The organism is Catellatospora paridis (assembly GCF_009720365.1).
GTDB lineage: Bacteria > Actinomycetota > Actinomycetes > Mycobacteriales > Micromonosporaceae > Catellatospora > Catellatospora paridis.
Map to the genome: position 1 here is coordinate 657,131 of NZ_ML769314.1, position 14,805 is coordinate 671,935.

General features: G+C 69.3%; 13 protein-coding genes. 10 read left to right on the forward strand and 3 right to left on the reverse strand.

Annotated elements, in window-relative coordinates; all coding sequences use genetic code 11:
• Positions 1 to 17: 17 nt before the first annotated feature.
• The 10 genes from F9C41_RS12030 to polA all read left to right on the forward strand — a co-directional run bounded on the left by F9C41_RS12030 (position 18) and on the right by polA (position 11,131).
• Positions 18 to 1,181: a branched-chain amino acid ABC transporter substrate-binding protein gene (locus F9C41_RS12030; RefSeq protein ID WP_120316036.1), complete on the forward strand. Its 1,164-nt coding sequence runs from the start codon at positions 18 to 20 to the stop codon at positions 1,179 to 1,181.
• A gap of 101 nt (positions 1,182 to 1,282) precedes the next feature.
• Positions 1,283 to 2,233: a branched-chain amino acid ABC transporter permease gene (locus tag F9C41_RS12035; protein ID WP_120316035.1), complete on the forward strand. Its 951-nt coding sequence runs from the start codon at positions 1,283 to 1,285 to the stop codon at positions 2,231 to 2,233.
• A complete protein-coding gene (locus F9C41_RS12040) occupies positions 2,230 to 3,432 on the forward strand; it encodes a branched-chain amino acid ABC transporter permease (RefSeq protein WP_155386754.1) in 1,203 nt (400 codons plus the stop codon). The genes F9C41_RS12035 and F9C41_RS12040 overlap by 4 nt, the downstream gene beginning before the upstream one ends.
• Positions 3,425 to 4,204, forward strand: coding sequence for an ABC transporter ATP-binding protein (locus F9C41_RS12045; protein ID WP_230689510.1), 780 nt, complete (start codon positions 3,425 to 3,427; stop codon positions 4,202 to 4,204). The genes F9C41_RS12040 and F9C41_RS12045 overlap by 8 nt, the downstream gene beginning before the upstream one ends.
• Complete coding sequence (locus tag F9C41_RS12050; RefSeq protein WP_155386756.1) at positions 4,194 to 4,904, forward strand: ABC transporter ATP-binding protein; 711 nt, start codon at positions 4,194 to 4,196, stop codon at positions 4,902 to 4,904. Before F9C41_RS12045 ends, F9C41_RS12050 begins: the two co-directional genes overlap by 11 nt.
• 166 nt (positions 4,905 to 5,070) lie before the next feature.
• Entirely contained in the window at positions 5,071 to 5,958 is an 888-nt protein-coding gene (locus F9C41_RS12055) for an ABC transporter substrate-binding protein (protein WP_155386757.1), read from the forward strand.
• Between the two features lie 3 nt (positions 5,959 to 5,961).
• Positions 5,962 to 6,939, forward strand: coding sequence for an amino acid ABC transporter permease (locus F9C41_RS12060; protein ID WP_155386758.1), 978 nt, complete (start codon positions 5,962 to 5,964; stop codon positions 6,937 to 6,939).
• 22 nt (positions 6,940 to 6,961) lie between these two features.
• A complete protein-coding gene (locus tag F9C41_RS12065; protein WP_330164754.1) occupies positions 6,962 to 7,774 on the forward strand; it encodes an amino acid ABC transporter ATP-binding protein in 813 nt (270 codons plus the stop codon).
• 148 nt (positions 7,775 to 7,922) lie between these two features.
• Positions 7,923 to 8,315: a PPOX class F420-dependent oxidoreductase gene (locus F9C41_RS12070; protein WP_155386759.1), complete on the forward strand. Its 393-nt coding sequence runs from the start codon at positions 7,923 to 7,925 to the stop codon at positions 8,313 to 8,315.
• Between the two features lie 149 nt (positions 8,316 to 8,464).
• Positions 8,465 to 11,131, forward strand: coding sequence for a DNA polymerase I (polA, locus tag F9C41_RS12075; protein WP_155386760.1), 2,667 nt, complete (start codon positions 8,465 to 8,467; stop codon positions 11,129 to 11,131).
• A gap of 181 nt (positions 11,132 to 11,312) precedes the next feature.
• Here the strand turns inward: polA and F9C41_RS12080 are convergent, their stop codons facing one another.
• The 3 genes from F9C41_RS12080 to F9C41_RS12090 form a co-directional block, all read right to left on the reverse strand.
• On the reverse strand, positions 11,313 to 11,819 hold the full coding sequence (locus tag F9C41_RS12080; protein ID WP_230689512.1) for a gluconokinase: 507 nt from the start codon (positions 11,817 to 11,819) through the stop codon (positions 11,313 to 11,315).
• 134 nt (positions 11,820 to 11,953) lie between these two features.
• Positions 11,954 to 13,162, reverse strand: a complete 1,209-nt coding sequence (locus F9C41_RS12085; protein ID WP_155386761.1) for a S8 family peptidase — start codon at positions 13,160 to 13,162, stop codon at positions 11,954 to 11,956.
• A 156-nt stretch (positions 13,163 to 13,318) separates the two neighbouring features.
• Positions 13,319 to 14,782 carry an amino acid permease gene (locus F9C41_RS12090; protein WP_230689513.1) on the reverse strand — a complete coding sequence of 488 codons (1,464 nt, stop codon included), beginning with the start codon at positions 14,780 to 14,782 and terminating at the stop codon, positions 13,319 to 13,321.
• Positions 14,783 to 14,805 lie beyond the last annotated feature (23 nt).

Genomic DNA, 14,805 nt, shown 5'->3' on the forward strand with positions numbered 1-14,805 from the left:
GGAGGAGGGTTCTAGCCTTGAGGCAACGACTCGCGCGGGTGCTCGGAGGCGTCGCCATTTTGGCGCTCGTCGCCGGTGGCGCCGCTGCATGCAAGAAGGAAGAGCCGGCGACCAATGGTGGCAGCACCGTTTCGGGTCTGAAGATCGGTTTCTTCGGCGCCCTCACCGGTGACGCCGCCGGTCTCGTGACGCCGGGCAAGAACGGCGCCGAGCTGGCTATCGCCGAGTACAACGCCGCCAACCCGGGCGCCAACGTCACCCTGGTGCCGTTCGACTCGCAGGGTTCCGGCGACAAGGCCGCCCCGCTGGCCACCGCCGCCGTCGCCGACGAGAAGATCATCGGTGTGGTCGGCCCGGCGTTCTCGGGTGAGTCCGAGGTCGCCAACCCGATCTTCGACAAGGCCGGCCTGCCGATCATCACGCAGTCCGCCACCCGCCCGAGCCTGAACAGCAAGGGCTGGAAGATCTTCCACCGCGGCGTCGGCAACGACCTGTCGCAGGGCCCGGCCATCGGCCGCTACCTGAAGGACGTCGCCAAGGCGGACAAGGTCTACCTCGTCGACGACCAGTCCGCGTACGGCACCGGCCTGCGTGACGAGGTCGAGAAGATCCTCGGCGCAGCCGTCGTCGGCAAGAACAAGGTCACCGAGAAGCAGGTCGAGTTCGGCCCGGTCGTGACGGCCGTCAAGAACAGCGGCGCGACCGCGGTGTTCTACGGTGGCTACACCCCGGAGGCGGCCCCGTTCCTGAAGCAGCTGCGTGCCGGCGGCTTCAAGGGCACCTTCATCGGTGGCGACGGCCTCTACGACGCCAACATGCTGAGCGTGACCGGCAAGGCTGACGTCGAGGGCGCGGTCGTGACCTGCCCGTGTGGCCCGGCCACCGCGGCCAAGGGCAACTTCGTGGCCGACTTCAAGGCCAAGTTCGGCACCGACCCGGGCGTGTACGCCGACGTGGCGTACGACCTGACGAAGGTCTTCCTGGAGGGCTTCAAGGCCGGCAAGACCACGCGTGCCGACATGCAGGCGTTCCTGGGCACCTACAACGGGGTCGGCACCGCCACCGGTGTGACCTACAAGTGGGAGGCCAACGGCGAGCTCGACCCGGCGCAGGTCTCGATCTGGGCGTTCGTCGCCAAGGACGGCGCCTGGGCGAACCCGACCCAGCTCCCGAAGAGCTGATCCTTCCCGATCGGCACGTGATTCGCAGTTGATACCCGGTGCGGCCGGAGGTTCCCCCTTCCGGCCGCACCCGGCTTTTCAGAAACCCTTCGGGAGCCCCCGTGAATTTCGATGACCTGATTCAGGGTTTCCCTGATCTGACCACCACCGGATTGGCCCAAGGGTCGATCTACGCGCTGGTGGCGCTCGGGTACACCCTGGTCTACGGCGTCTTGCGCCTGATCAACTTTGCCCACTCCGAGGTCTTCATGTTCGGCACCTTCGCCGCGCTGTGGACCTGGGGACTGATGGGTTACGACAGCAACTCGGCCCGCCCGGACCTGGGTACGGCACTGTTGCTGGTCCTCGTCTCGCTGGTGGTCGCCTCACTGTTCTCCGGTGGTGTGGCGATGGTCGTCGAGGCGGTGGCCTACCGGCCGCTGCGCAAGCGCAACGCTCCACCCCTCGTCTTCCTGATCAGCGCCATCGGCGCATCGTTCGTGCTGGCCGAGCTGATGGGCGCCTTCACCGAGCGCCGCCAGCAGGGCATTCCCGGCCTGCTGCCGGGTGAGCCGCTGTTCTCGGCCGGTGGCTGGACCGTCTACCCGCTGCAGTTGGCGACCGTCGTGGTCGCGCTCGCCGTGATGTTCGCCCTGGACTGGTTCGTGTCGAAGACCCGCTTCGGGCGCGGTATCCGCGCCGTGGCGCAGGACGCCGACACCGCCGCGCTGATGGGTGTGAACAAGGGCCGCGTGATCGCGCTCGTGTTCCTGCTCGGCGGCCTGCTGGCCGGCGTCGCCGCGGTCTTCTACAGCATGAAGCAGGGCAACACCCGGTTCAACGTGGGCTTCCTGATGGGCCTGAAGGCGTTCTCCGCCGCGGTGCTCGGCGGTATCGGCAACCTGCGCGGCGCGCTGGTCGGCGGCCTGCTGCTGGGTCTCGTCGAGTCCTACGGCGCGGCGCTGTTCGGCTCCAACTGGACCAACGTCATCGCCTTCGTGGTGCTGCTCGTCCTGCTGATGTTCCGCCCCACTGGTCTGCTGGGAGAATCGCTGGGGAGGGCCCGCGCATGACGACCGAGACTGTCAAGAAGCAGCGCTGGAAGCTGAACCTGCGGGACCGCTTCCAGGACATGCCCAAGCCGGCCCGGATCGCCGCCATGGTGGTCTTCGTGGTCCTGCTGTACCTGCTGCCGACGAAGGCGTTCTACGAGAACCTGGGCTTCCCGATCCCGATGGGCAGCGGCTACCTGCCGCTCTACACGACCGGTTCCGACATGGCCGGTGTGCTGTTCCAGTGCGGGTACTACATCCTGCTGGCGCTGGGCCTGAACGTGGTGCTCGGTTACGCCGGTCTGCTCGACCTCGGCTTCTTCGGCTTCTTCGCGGTCGGCGCGTACACCGTGGCGCTGCTGACGTCGCCGGAGAGCAAGCTGATCACCGAGTACAACTGGCTGGAGAGCCCGTGGCCGTGGCTGTTGACGGTGCCGATCGCGATCGCCCTGGCGATGCTGTCGGGTGTGCTGCTGGGCTGGCCGACGCTGCGGCTGCGCGGTGACTACCTGGCGATCGTGACGCTGGGCTTCGCCGAGATCATCCGTATCGTGGCGAAGAACCAGGACTGGATCCTCAACGGCGACCGGGGCATCCCGAGCGTCGGCCACCCGCCGGGCACGTGGCCGGACGGTGAGCCGATCTTCGAGCTCGAGTTCACGCCGTACTACTGGCTCGTGCTGACCGTGATCATCGGAGTCATCTTCCTGATCCGGAACCTGGCCAACAGCCGGGTGGGCCGGGCGTGGGTGGCCATTCGCGAGGACGAGGACGCGGCTGAGCTGATGGGCGTGCCCACGTTCAAGTTCAAGCTGTGGGCGTTCGCGATCGGCGCGGCGATCGGCGGCCTGTCCGGCTCGCTGTGGGCGGGCCAGGCGAACTTCGTCAACTCGGCGACGTTCAGCCTGGAGAACTCGATCCTGGTGCTGGCGGCGGTGCTGCTGGGCGGCGCGGGCAGCATCGGCGGCGCCATCCTGGGCGGCTTCCTGGTGATCTACCTGCCGGAGTGGCTGCGCTCGGTCGGTGACGTGTTCGGCTGGCCGACCCAGGTCCAGGTGGGCAACATCCACATCGACGTCAGCCCGACGTCGCTGCGGTTCGTCATCTTCGGTGCGCTGCTCATCGTCGTGATGATCTACCGCCCTCAGGGCCTGTGGCCCAACCGCCGCCGTGCGGCGGAGCTCAAGGACCGGCAGAAGGAGGTGGCCCCCGTTGAGTGAGCGTAAAGCTCTGCTGGAGGTCGACAACGTCACGCTGCGCTTCGGCGGCGTGGTCGCGCTGAACCAGGTCGACTTCACCCTCTACGAGGGCGAGATCCTCGGTCTGATCGGCCCGAACGGCGCCGGCAAGACCACCTGCTTCAACGCGATGACGGGCGTGTACCTGCCGACCGAGGGCCAGATCCGGTTCAAGGGCGAGCAGGTCAGTGGCAAGAAGCGCAACCAGATCACGAAGATGGGCATGGCCCGGACGTTCCAGAACATCCGTCTCTTCCCGGAGATGACGGCGCTGGAGAACGTCCTGGTCGGCACGGACGCACACAACACCACCAGCGTGCCGACGGCGCTGCTGCGGCTGCCCAAGCACTGGCGCGAGGAGCGCCAGAGCAAGGCACGGGCGCTGGAGCTGCTGTCCTTCGTGGGCATCACGGGTCGCAGCGACGACCTGGCCCGCAACCTGTCCTACGGTGACCAGCGGCGGTTGGAGATCGCCCGTGCGCTGGCCACCAACCCCTCGCTGCTGTGCCTGGACGAGCCGGCTGCCGGCTTCAACCCGGCCGAGAAGGTGGCGCTGCTCGAGCTGATCAAGAAGATCCGCGACTCGGGCGTGACCGTGCTGCTCATCGAGCACGACATGCGACTGGTCATGGGTGTGACGGACCGGATCGTCGTGCTCGAGTTCGGCAGGAAGATCGCTGAGGGGACTCCCGAGGAAGTGCGGGACAATCCGAAGGTGGTCGCGGCGTACCTGGGGGTTCCCGATGCTGCTTGAGATCGATGACATCACGCTGCACTACGGGCGGATCCAGGCGCTGCACGGCATCAGCCTGCACGTCAACGAGGGTGAGGTCGTCGCGCTGATCGGCGCCAACGGCGCCGGCAAGTCGACGATCATGCGGGCAATCTCGGGCCTGCGGGCGGTGTCCTCCGGGGCGATCCGCTTCAACGGCGAGGACATCAGCAAGGTCCGGGCGGACCTGCGGGTGGCCCGCGGCATCTGCCAGGCGCCGGAGGGCCGGGGCGTGTTCCCGGGTATGTCGGTGCAGGAGAACCTGGAGATGGGCGCGTACATCCGGCGCGACAGCGCCGCGATCGCGCAGGACATGGAGCGGGTGTTCGGCCTGTTCCCGCGTCTGCTCGAGCGCCGCAAGCAGGCCGGTGGCACGCTGTCCGGCGGTGAGCAGCAGATGCTCGCGGTGGGCCGGGCGCTGATGGCGCGGCCGAAGCTGCTGCTGCTCGACGAGCCGTCGATGGGTCTCGCTCCGATGATCATCCAGCAGATCTTCACGATCATCACGGAGATCAACCAGCAGGGCACCACGGTGCTGCTGGTGGAGCAGAACGCCCAGCAGGCCCTGTCCCGGGCGCACCGGGCGTACGTGCTGGAGACCGGCAACATCGTCAAGGAGGGCACAGGCGCGGACCTGCTGCACGACCCGGCGGTGAAGGCGGCCTACCTCGGCGTGGCCTGATCGCCGATCGGCTGACGGGCGGCCCGTCGCACGCGTCCTGCGGGGCGTGGGCGGCGGGCCGCCCGCATTCGTGCCGAACGGTGCTCGCGGGGCGATATGGCCGGGTTCAGACCAGGATGTGGCTCACTTTGCGTTACCGTAAATCATCACACGGTACGCAAAGGGGATGGATGTGCTCAAGAGACTGATTCCGGTCGGGGCGTTCGCGCTCGCGCTGGCCGCGGGCGGTTGTGGCGGCGGCGGCGAGCCGTCCGGATCCCCGAGCGCCGGACCCAGCGTGTCGGTCAACCCGACGCTGGCGGCGATGGTGCCCGACGCCGTCAAGTCGGACGGCAAGATCCTGGTGGGCGTCGACGCGACGTACGCCCCGAACGAGTTCCTCGCCCCCGACGGCTCGACCGTGGTCGGCTTCGACGTCGACCTGTTCAAGGCCGTCGCGCAGACCCTCGGGCTGACCGCCGAGTTCCAGCCGTCCACCTTCGGTGACATCATCCCGGGCGTGATGTCCGGCAAGTACGAGGTCGGCGTCTCCTCGTTCACCGTCAACGACGAGCGCAAGAAGCAGGCGCAGATGGTGACCTACTACAGCGCCGGCACGCAGTGGGCGACCAAGACGGGCAACCCGGCCGGGGTCAACCCCGACGAGCCGTGCGGCAAGCGCATCGCGGTGCAGAAGGACACGGTGCAGTTCGAGGACATCACCAAGCGCTCCGAGGCGTGTGTCGCCGGGGGCAAGCCCGCCGTGACCATCCAGCCCTACGCGGGTCAGGACCAGGTCGCCACCTCCGTGGTGTCCGGCAAGGACGACGCCATGCTGGCCGACTCGCCCATCACGGCGTACGCGGTGAAGCAGTCCAACGGCCAGCTGGAGCTGCTCGGCGGCGTCTACGACTCGGCTCCCTACGGTTACGTGGTCGCCAAGGACCAGGTCGAGATGGCCAAGGCGCTGCAGGCCGCGGTCGATGAGCTGATCAAGAACGGCGCGTACGAGCAGATCCTGAGCAACTGGGGCGTGCAGGCGGGCGCCGTGCCCAGCGCGCAGATCAACCCGTAGGCCATGACCATCCCGGACACGTCGGCCACCCCGGTGCCGCGGGACGCCGAACCGATCAAGGCGATCCCGGTCCGGCACCCGGGACGGTGGGTCGCCGTCGCCGTGATCGCGGTGCTGGTGGCGATGTTCGTGCACCTGCTGCTCACGAACGACGCCTTCCACTGGGAATTCATGTTCCGCAACATGTTCACGCCGCCGGTGCTGCGCGGCGTCGCCGGCACGGTCGTGATCACGATTCTGTCGATGATCATCGGTGTGCTGCTGGGCATCGTCGTCGCCGTCGCACGGCTGTCGAACAACCCGATCCTGCGTGGCGTGGCCTGGGCCTACACCTGGTTCTTCCGGGCCGTGCCCCGGTACGTGCTGCTCATCGTCATGGGCAACCTGGGCATCCTGTGGTCGCGGCTGGAGGTCGGCGTTCCGTTCGACACCTATCTCGGCCGCCTGTTCGGCGTCGAGGACGCGCAGTGGCGGCTGTTCGGGCTCGACACCCGCGACCTGCTCAGCGGGTTCACGGTCGGCGTGCTGGGTCTGGCGCTGTCGGAGGCGGCGTACATGGCCGAGATCGTGCGGGCCGGCATGCTCTCGGTCGACCCGGGCCAGGACGAGGCGGCCACCGCGCTCGGCATGAGCCGCGGCCAGGCGCTGCGCCGCGTGGTGCTGCCGCAGGCGATGCGGGTCATCATCCCGCCCACCGGCAACGAGTCCATCGCCATGCTCAAGGACACCTCGCTGCTCATCGCGGTGCCGGTCACCGACGAACTGTTCTTCCAGCTCTCCGCCATCGGCAACCGGTACTTCCTGATCTTCCCGATGCTGGTCGCGGCGATGCTGTGGTACCTGTTCCTGGTCAGCATCCTGCTGGTCGGTCAATACTTCCTGGAGAAGCGCTTCTCCCGCGGCTACGGCCGCGCCGACAAGGCGAAGATGAAGCTCGAAGGCCTGGCCGCCGAGCACGGAGCGAACCCGGAGCTGCCATGAGCGAGCGCAGCGAGGAGAAGGCATGAGCACACCCGCGCGCCATCGCGCTCCGGACGACGAGCCGTCCGCGGACGCCGGGCCCATGGTCCGGGCCGAGAACGTGCACAAGGCGTTCGGCCACGTCAAGGTGCTGCGCGGCATCGACGTGACGGTGCCGCGCGGCAACGTGTGCGTGGTGCTGGGCCCGTCCGGCTCCGGCAAGTCGACGTTCCTGCGCTGCATCAACCACCTGGAGAAGATCGACGCCGGCCGGATCTGGGTGGACGGGAAACTCGTCGGATACCAGCAGAAGGGCGACAAGCTCCACGAGCTGCACGACAAGGCGGTCGCCGCGCAGCGCCGCGAGATCGGCATGGTGTTCCAGCGGTTCAACCTGTTCCCGCACATGTGCGCGCTGGAGAACGTGATGGAGGCCCCGACGCTGGTCAAGGGGCAGAGCAAGGCGCAGGCGCGGCGGCGCGGCATCGAGCTGCTCGACCGGGTCGGCCTGGCCGAGAAGGCGGGCAACTACCCGTCGCAGCTGTCCGGGGGACAGCAGCAGCGCGTGGCCATCGCCCGCGCCCTGGCGATGGACCCCAAACTGATGCTCTTCGACGAGCCCACCAGCGCCCTGGACCCGGAACTGGTCGGCGACGTCCTGGACGCCATGAAGGACCTGGCCCGCTCCGGCATGACCATGGTCGTGGTCACCCACGAGATCGGCTTCGCCCGCGAGGTCGGCGACCAGCTCATCTTCATGGACGAGGGGGTCGTCGTCGAATCCGGCGCCCCCCGCGAAGTCCTCGCCAACCCCCAACACCCCCGCACCCGCGACTTCCTCAGCAAAGTCCTCTGACCCACCCGCCTCTCATGCGTTGATCATGAACTTATGGCACGGCTCGACGGTGTGTCGTGCCCACAACTTCATGATCGACTGGGTGTGGGCCGGCAGGGGTGCGGGTTGCTGGTCGAGTGCCGGGGGCCGCGGCAATTAGGGTGGGCGCATGGCTACCGTCGCGGATCTCGAGTTCGGGAACTATCTGCTGGTCACCACGTTTCGTAAGGACGGGCGGGCGGTGCCGACGCCGGTCTGGGCGGTGCGCGACGGGGCCGGGATCTATGTGTGGACCGTCGCCGACAGCGGCAAGGTGAAGCGGCTGCGGCGCAGCAGCAAGGTCACCATCAGCGACTGCGACCTGCGCGGCAAGGTCACCGGCCCGACCATCCCGGCCCGCGCGAAGCTGCTCGGCGCGGCGGAGACCGAGGCGGTGCGCCACCTGCTGGCCAAGAAGTACGGCATCCTCGGCCGCATCACCCTCTGGGGCAGCCGCATCCGCCGCGGCGCGAACGGCACCGTCGGCGTACGCATCACCGAGCCGGCCGCCCCGAAGGCCTGACCTCGACGTCGGTGATCATGAAGTTGTGGTCGCGACACACCGTCGAGCCGTGCCATAAGTTCATGATCAACGCGGCGCAGGGCGGCGCAGGGGTGGGGGTGCGGCGGCGGGTGGGACGGGGCGTCGGGGGGAGGGCATAAGCTCTTCGGGTGACTGAGACGCTGCTGCTGCTTGACGGGCATTCGCTGGCTTACCGGGCGTTCTTCGCGCTGCCGGTGGAGAACTTCTCGACGTCGACGGGGCAGCCCACCAACGCCGTGTACGGCTTCACCTCGATGCTGATCAACGTGCTGCGCGACGAGAAGCCCACCCACATCGCGGTGGCGTTCGACGTGTCGCGGCATTCGTTCCGCACCGATCAGTACGCCGAGTACAAGGCGGGCCGGTCGGAGACGCCGACGGACTTCAAGGGGCAGGTCAGCCTGGTCCAGGAGGTGCTGGACGCACTGCAGGTCAAGCACGTGGAGCTGGCGGGCTACGAGGCCGACGACATCATCGCCACGCTCGCCCGGCAGGGCCGCGAGGCCGGCATGCGGGTGCTGATCTGCACCGGCGACCGCGACGCGTACCAGCTGGTCACCAAGGACGTCACGGTGCTGTACCCGCGCAAGGGCGTGTCCGACCTGGCCCGCATGGACCCGGCGGCGGTGCTGGAGAAGTACGGCGTCGGCCCCGAGCGCTACCGCGACCTGGCCGCGCTGGTCGGCGAGTCCAGCGACAACCTGCCCGGCGTGCCGGGCGTGGGCCCGAAGACCGCCGCCAAGTGGATCAATCAGTACGACGGCCTCGAAGGCGTCATCGCCCGGGTCGACGAGATCAAGGGCAAGGCGGGGGAGAGCCTGCGCGAGCACCTGGCCGGGGTGATGCGCAACCAGCAGATCAACCTGCTGCGCGACGACCTCGACCTGCCGCTGGAGCTGCCCGCCACGCACTGGACCACCTGGGACCGCGAGGCGGTGCACCAGGTCTTCGACACGCTGCAGTTCCGCGTGCTGCGCGACCGGCTGTACCAGTACCTCGACACCGCCGAGCCGGAGGCTGAGGCCGGCTTCGACATCGACGGCACCGTGCTCACCGAGCCCGGCGCGCTGGCGGCCTGGCTCAGTGAGCAGGTGACGGGCCCGGTCGGCATCGCCGTGGCCGGCACCTTCGGCCGGGGCACGGGCACGCTGACGGGGCTGGCGCTGGCCGCCGACCACGCCGCCGTGTGGGTCGACCCGACCGAGCTGGAACCGGCCGACGACGCGGCGCTGGCGGCCTGGCTGGCCGACCCGGCCAAGCCGAAGGTGCTGCACGACGCCAAGCCCGCGCTGCTGGCCCTGCAGGCCCGCGGCTGGGACCTCAACGGCCTGACCCACGACACCGCGCTCGCGGCCTACCTGGCCCGTCCCGACCAGCGCTCCTACGACCTGGCCGACCTGGCGGTGCGCTACCTGCACCGGGAGCTGCGGGCGGAGGCGAACGACACCGGCCAGCTCGCGCTGGACTTCGGTGACGGCACCGCCGACCACGCCGCCGAGGAGGCGCTGATGCTGCGCGCCCGGGCGACGCTCGACCTGGTCGACGCGCTGGGCGGGGAGCTGGACCGCGGCGACGGCGAGCGGCTGCTGGCCGACGTGGAGCTGCCGCTGGTGCCGGTGCTGGCCGCGATGGAGCGGGTCGGCATCGCCGCCGACACCGACTACCTCACCGAGCTGGAGGCGCAGTTCGCCGGCGAGGTGAAGGCGGCGGCGCAGGCCGCGTACGGTGACGTGGGCCGCGAGTTCAACCTCGGTTCGCCCAAGCAGCTGCAGGAGATCCTGTTCGGCGAGCTGAACCTGCCCAAGACCAAGAAGATCAAGACGGGGTACACCACCGACGCCGACGCGCTGCAGTGGCTGTTCGCGCAGACCGGGCACCCGGTGCTGGAGCACCTGCTGCGCCACCGCGACGTCGCCAAGCTGAAGTCCACGGTCGACGGCCTGCTCAAGTCGGTCAGCGACGACGGCCGCATCCACACCACGTTCTTCCAGACCGTGGCTGCGACCGGCCGGCTGTCCAGCACCGACCCGAACCTGCAGAACGTGCCGATCCGCACCGAGGAGGGCCGGCGCATCCGCCGCGCCTTCGTGGTCGGGCCGGGCTACGAGTCGCTGCTGACGGCCGACTACAGCCAGATCGAGATGCGCATCATGGCGCACCTGTCCCAGGACGCGGGCCTGATCGAGGCCTTCGCCACCGGCGAGGACCTGCACACCACGGTCGCGTCGAAGGTCTTCGCCACCGACCAGGTGTCCGCCGAGCAACGGCGCAGGATCAAGGCCATGTCGTACGGGCTGGCGTACGGCCTGTCCGCGTACGGGCTGTCGCAGCAGCTGGGCATCTCCACCGCCGAGGCGACCGGGCTCATGGAGGACTACTTCGCCCGCTTCGGCGGCGTGCGCGACTACCTGCACGCGGTCGTCGACCAGGCGCGCAAGGACGGTTACACGGCCACCATCCTGGGCCGCCGCCGCTTCCTGCCCGACCTGGTCAGCGACAACCGGCAGCGGCGCGAGATGGCCGAGCGCATGGCGCTCAACGCCCCGATCCAGGGCTCGGCCGCCGATGTCATCAAGCTGGCCATGCTGCGGGTCGACCGGGCGCTGCGGGCCGAGGGGCTGACCTCGCGGATGCTGCTGCAGGTCCACGACGAGCTCGTGTTCGAGGTCGCCGCCGGCGAGCGGGAGACCCTGGAGGCGCTGGTCCGCCGCGAGATGGGCGGTGCCGTCGACCTGTCCGTGCCGCTGGAGGTCTCCGTCGGCGTCGGCCACGACTGGAACGAAGCCGACCACTGACCACCCGCGGGGCCGGCCCTGCCGGCCCCGCCCATCCGCGATGATCATGAACCTATGGCACGGCTCGGCGGCGTGTCGGCGGCACAACCTCATGATCGAGATGGCCGTGCGCGGCCGGGTCGGCGCGGCACGGCCTGAGCCGATCCGGATCGCTGCCCGGCGTGGTGGGCCGGGGCGGGGATCAGGCTCGGGCCAGCGCGGCCACGGCCTGATCGATGATCTCGTCCGGGGCCAGCGTGATCGGGATGACGATCGCCGCCTCGTCGCCGCCGGGCTTCTCCAGGTCGGCGAGCTGGGAGTCGAGCAGGCGCGGGTTGAAGAAGTGCCCGGGGCGGTTCGACAGGCGCGAGGCCAGCAGCTCGCGGGGGCCGTCCAGGTACACGACGGCCAGGCCGGGTGCGGCCTCGCGCAGCAGGTCGCGATAGGAGCGCTTGAGCGCGGAGCAGGCCAGCACCGCGGGGATGCCCTCGTCCTGCTGCTCGGCCAGCCACTGGGCGCACAGCCGCAGCCAGGGTGCACGGTCTTCGTCGGTCAGCGGGATGCCGGCCGACATCTTCATCACGTTGGCCTGCGGGTGCAGGTCGTCGCCGTCGGCGAAGATCGCGCCGAGGCGTTTGGCCAGCTGCGTGCCGATGGTGCTCTTGCCGCTGCCGGAGACTCCCATGACGAGTACGGTCGAGGCGCTCACGATCGTGACACTAGCTCAGCGCGCCGCCGTCGGTCGGCGGACACGGGTGGAGCGCCGCTCCGGCGCGCGGCGGGACCCGCGGCCGGAGCGGCGCGCACCGGGCGGTGGAGGCACACCCGGTGCGCGCGGACCCTTTACAGGGTCCGCTTGTTCAGCAGGCGGTTCGGCGTGCCGGAGAGGCTGCCGGTGACGACGCCCGTGGTGGCGTTGTTGACGACCCAGGCGTGGATGGTCGCCTGGCTGGCGTCGCCGTACGTCGCCTTGTAGAGCACGGCGATGCCGGCGGCGTGCGGGGTGGACATCGAGGTGCCGTTGTAGCTGCCGGTGGTGTTGCCGGGCAGGGTGGACACGATGGCCGAGCCGGGTCCGTAGACGTCGACGCAGGAGCCGGTGGAGGAGTAGCTGGCGCGGGCGTCGGTGGACGTGGTGGCCGCGACCACCAACGCGGCGGTCAGGTTGCGGGGCAGCCGGTCGCACGAGTTGCCGCCGGTGTTGCCGGCCGAGGTGGCCAGGAACACGCCGGCGTTCATCAGGTTGGTCAGCGCGGTGGCCAGCGTCGCGCTGTACGTCATGTTCCACGAGGTGTTGGCCACGGCCGGCTTGACGTGGTTGGTGCGCACCCAGTTGACCGCGGCGACGGCCCCGGACGTGGTGCCGCTGCCGGCGCAGTTGAGCCACTTCACGCCGTGCAGCGTCGCGGACTTCGCCACGCCGTACGAGGTGGAGCCGATGGTGCCCGCCACGTGCGTGCCGTGGCCGTTGCAGTCGGTGTTGTTGCTGTCGATCGCGTTGTAGTTGAACTGGGCGCGGCCGCCGAAGTTCGGGTGGGCGGCGTCGACGCCCGAGTCGATGATGTACGCGTGCACGCCCGCGCCGGTCGCGGTGTACGTGTAGCCGGCCGACAGCGGCAGCGCGTTCTGGTCGATGCGGTCGATGCCCCACGCGGGCGGGTTGGTCTGCGTGGTGTCGAGCACGTGGTGGTGCCAGGCGTCGCGCTCGATGGCCAGCACGTCGGCGCTGTGCGACAGCTCGCGCACCTGGGCGGCGGTCAGCTCGGCGGCGAAGCCGTTGACGGTGGCCCCGAAGTCGAGGCGGGCCGTGGTCTTCAGCGCCCGCAGCGCGACCCCGCGGTCCGCGCCCGCGCGGAAGGTGACCAGGTAGGCGCCGGGGATGACGGTGGTGTCCGCGGCGGCGGCGGGGGCGGTGATCGGGACTGGGGCGGCCCGGTAGGGCGCGCCGGCGGCGAGTGCGGGTGACGGCAGGGCCACGACGGTGGCCAGGGTGGTGGCGGTGATCGCGGCGAATGCCAGCAGGCGGGCACGCCAGGTCCGGTTGGTCGGCACGTGTTCCTCCCCAGAACCGAATGCCGTCCTGTTTGGACGGCAGCTGGCTCGGAGAGTACATAGACATTGTTACAAGAATCAATGTCAGGCGCGCATCGCGGACGCAAAAAGCAGGTGCCGCCCGTATCGGGCGGCACCTGAGGTGCGGTGCGGGTGCTATTCGGCCTTGGGCGGCACGTACGTCTCCTTGGCACGCTCCCGGTCGTACTGCATACCGGGCCGCTCGCGGCTGTGGTGGTAGCTATACACGAAGTAGATGACGAAGCCGATGACCATCCAGATCGCGAAGCGGACCCAGGTGTCGACGGGCAGGTTGAGCATCAGCCACAGGCTGGCCAGTGCGGCCAGGATCGGCACCAGCGGCACCCACGGCACCCGGAACGGGCGCGGCAGGTCGGGCCGGGTCTTGCGCAGCACGATCACGCCGAGCGCGACCACGAAGAAGGCGAACAGCGTGCCGATGCTGACCAGCTCGGACAGCTTCTCCAACGGGATGAACGCGGCCATCAGGGCGACGATGACGCCGACCCCCACGGTGATCAGGTACGGGGTGCCGTAGGTCCGGTGCACCCTGGCCATGCCGACCGGCAGCAGCCCGTCGCGGGACATCGCGAACAGCACGCGGACCTGGCCGAGCAGCAGCACCAGGACCACGGTGGTGATGCCGCAGATCGCGCCCAGCGAGATGAGCTTGGCGACCCAGGGCTGGCCGACCACGTCGAAGGCGTGCGCCAGCGGCGCGTCGACGGCCAGCTCGGTGTAGTGCACCATGCCGGTGATGACCAGGGAGACCAGCACGTAGAGCAGGGTGCAGATGACCAGCGAGCCGATGATGCCGCGGGGCATGTCCCGCTGCGGGTTGCGCACCTCCTCGGCCGTGGTCGCCACGATGTCGAAGCCGATGTAGGCGAAGAAGACGATCGCGGCGGCGGCCAGGATGCCGGGGATGCCGAAGTGCACCGGCTCGATGCCGAGCAGCAGTTGGGACAGCGGGGTGTGCCACACCCCGGCCCCGGTCTGCGCGGCCGGCTCGGCGGGCGGGATGAACGGCTTGTAGTTCGCCATCTTGATGAAGAAGGCGCCCACGACGATCACCAGCACCACCACGGCCAGCTTGACGGCGACCAGCACGCCGGAGACCCGGCTGGACAGCTTCGTGCCGAGCACGCCCACGATGGTGCAGACCGCCACGATGAAGATCGCCCCGAAGTCGGGGATCGCCTTCTCGCCGGCCACCCAGGCGGGCAGGCTGAGCAGGTTCGCCAGGTACGCCGACCAGCCGCGCGCCACCACCGCGGCGCCCAGGCCGAGTTCGAGCACCAGGTCCCAGCCGATGATCCAGGCGACGATCTCGCCCAGGGTCGCGTAGGAGTAGGTGTAGGCCGAGCCGGCCACCGGCACGGTCGAGGCGAACTCGGCGTAGCAGAGCGCCGCCAGGGCGCAGACGATGCCGGCCACCACGAACGAGATCACGATCGCGGGCCCGGCGTTGACCGCGGCCTGACGGCCGGTCAGCACGAAGATGCCGGTGCCGATGATCACGGCGACGCCGAAGATGATCAGGTCGAGGGTGGACAGGTTCTTCTTGAGTCTGTGTTCAGGCTCCACCGTCTCGGCCATCTCGGCTTCGATGCGCTTTGTCC

What these genes read in the sequence shown, in the direction of transcription:
- F9C41_RS12040 (WP_155386754.1), top strand. Translation starts at nt 2,230, where the DNA reads ATGACGACCGAGACTGTCAAGAAGCAGCGCTGGAAGCTGAACCTGCGG.
- F9C41_RS12050 (WP_155386756.1), top strand. Translation starts at nt 4,194, where the DNA reads ATGCTGCTTGAGATCGATGACATCACGCTGCACTACGGGCGGATCCAG.
- F9C41_RS12055 (WP_155386757.1), top strand. Translation starts at nt 5,071, where the DNA reads ATGGATGTGCTCAAGAGACTGATTCCGGTCGGGGCGTTCGCGCTCGCG.
- F9C41_RS12060 (WP_155386758.1), top strand. Translation starts at nt 5,962, where the DNA reads ATGACCATCCCGGACACGTCGGCCACCCCGGTGCCGCGGGACGCCGAA.
- F9C41_RS12065 (WP_330164754.1), top strand. Translation starts at nt 6,962, where the DNA reads ATGAGCACACCCGCGCGCCATCGCGCTCCGGACGACGAGCCGTCCGCG.
- F9C41_RS12070 (WP_155386759.1), top strand. Translation starts at nt 7,923, where the DNA reads ATGGCTACCGTCGCGGATCTCGAGTTCGGGAACTATCTGCTGGTCACC.
- F9C41_RS12090 (WP_230689513.1), bottom strand. Translation starts at nt 14,782, where the DNA reads ATGGCCGAGACGGTGGAGCCTGAACACAGACTCAAGAAGAACCTGTCC.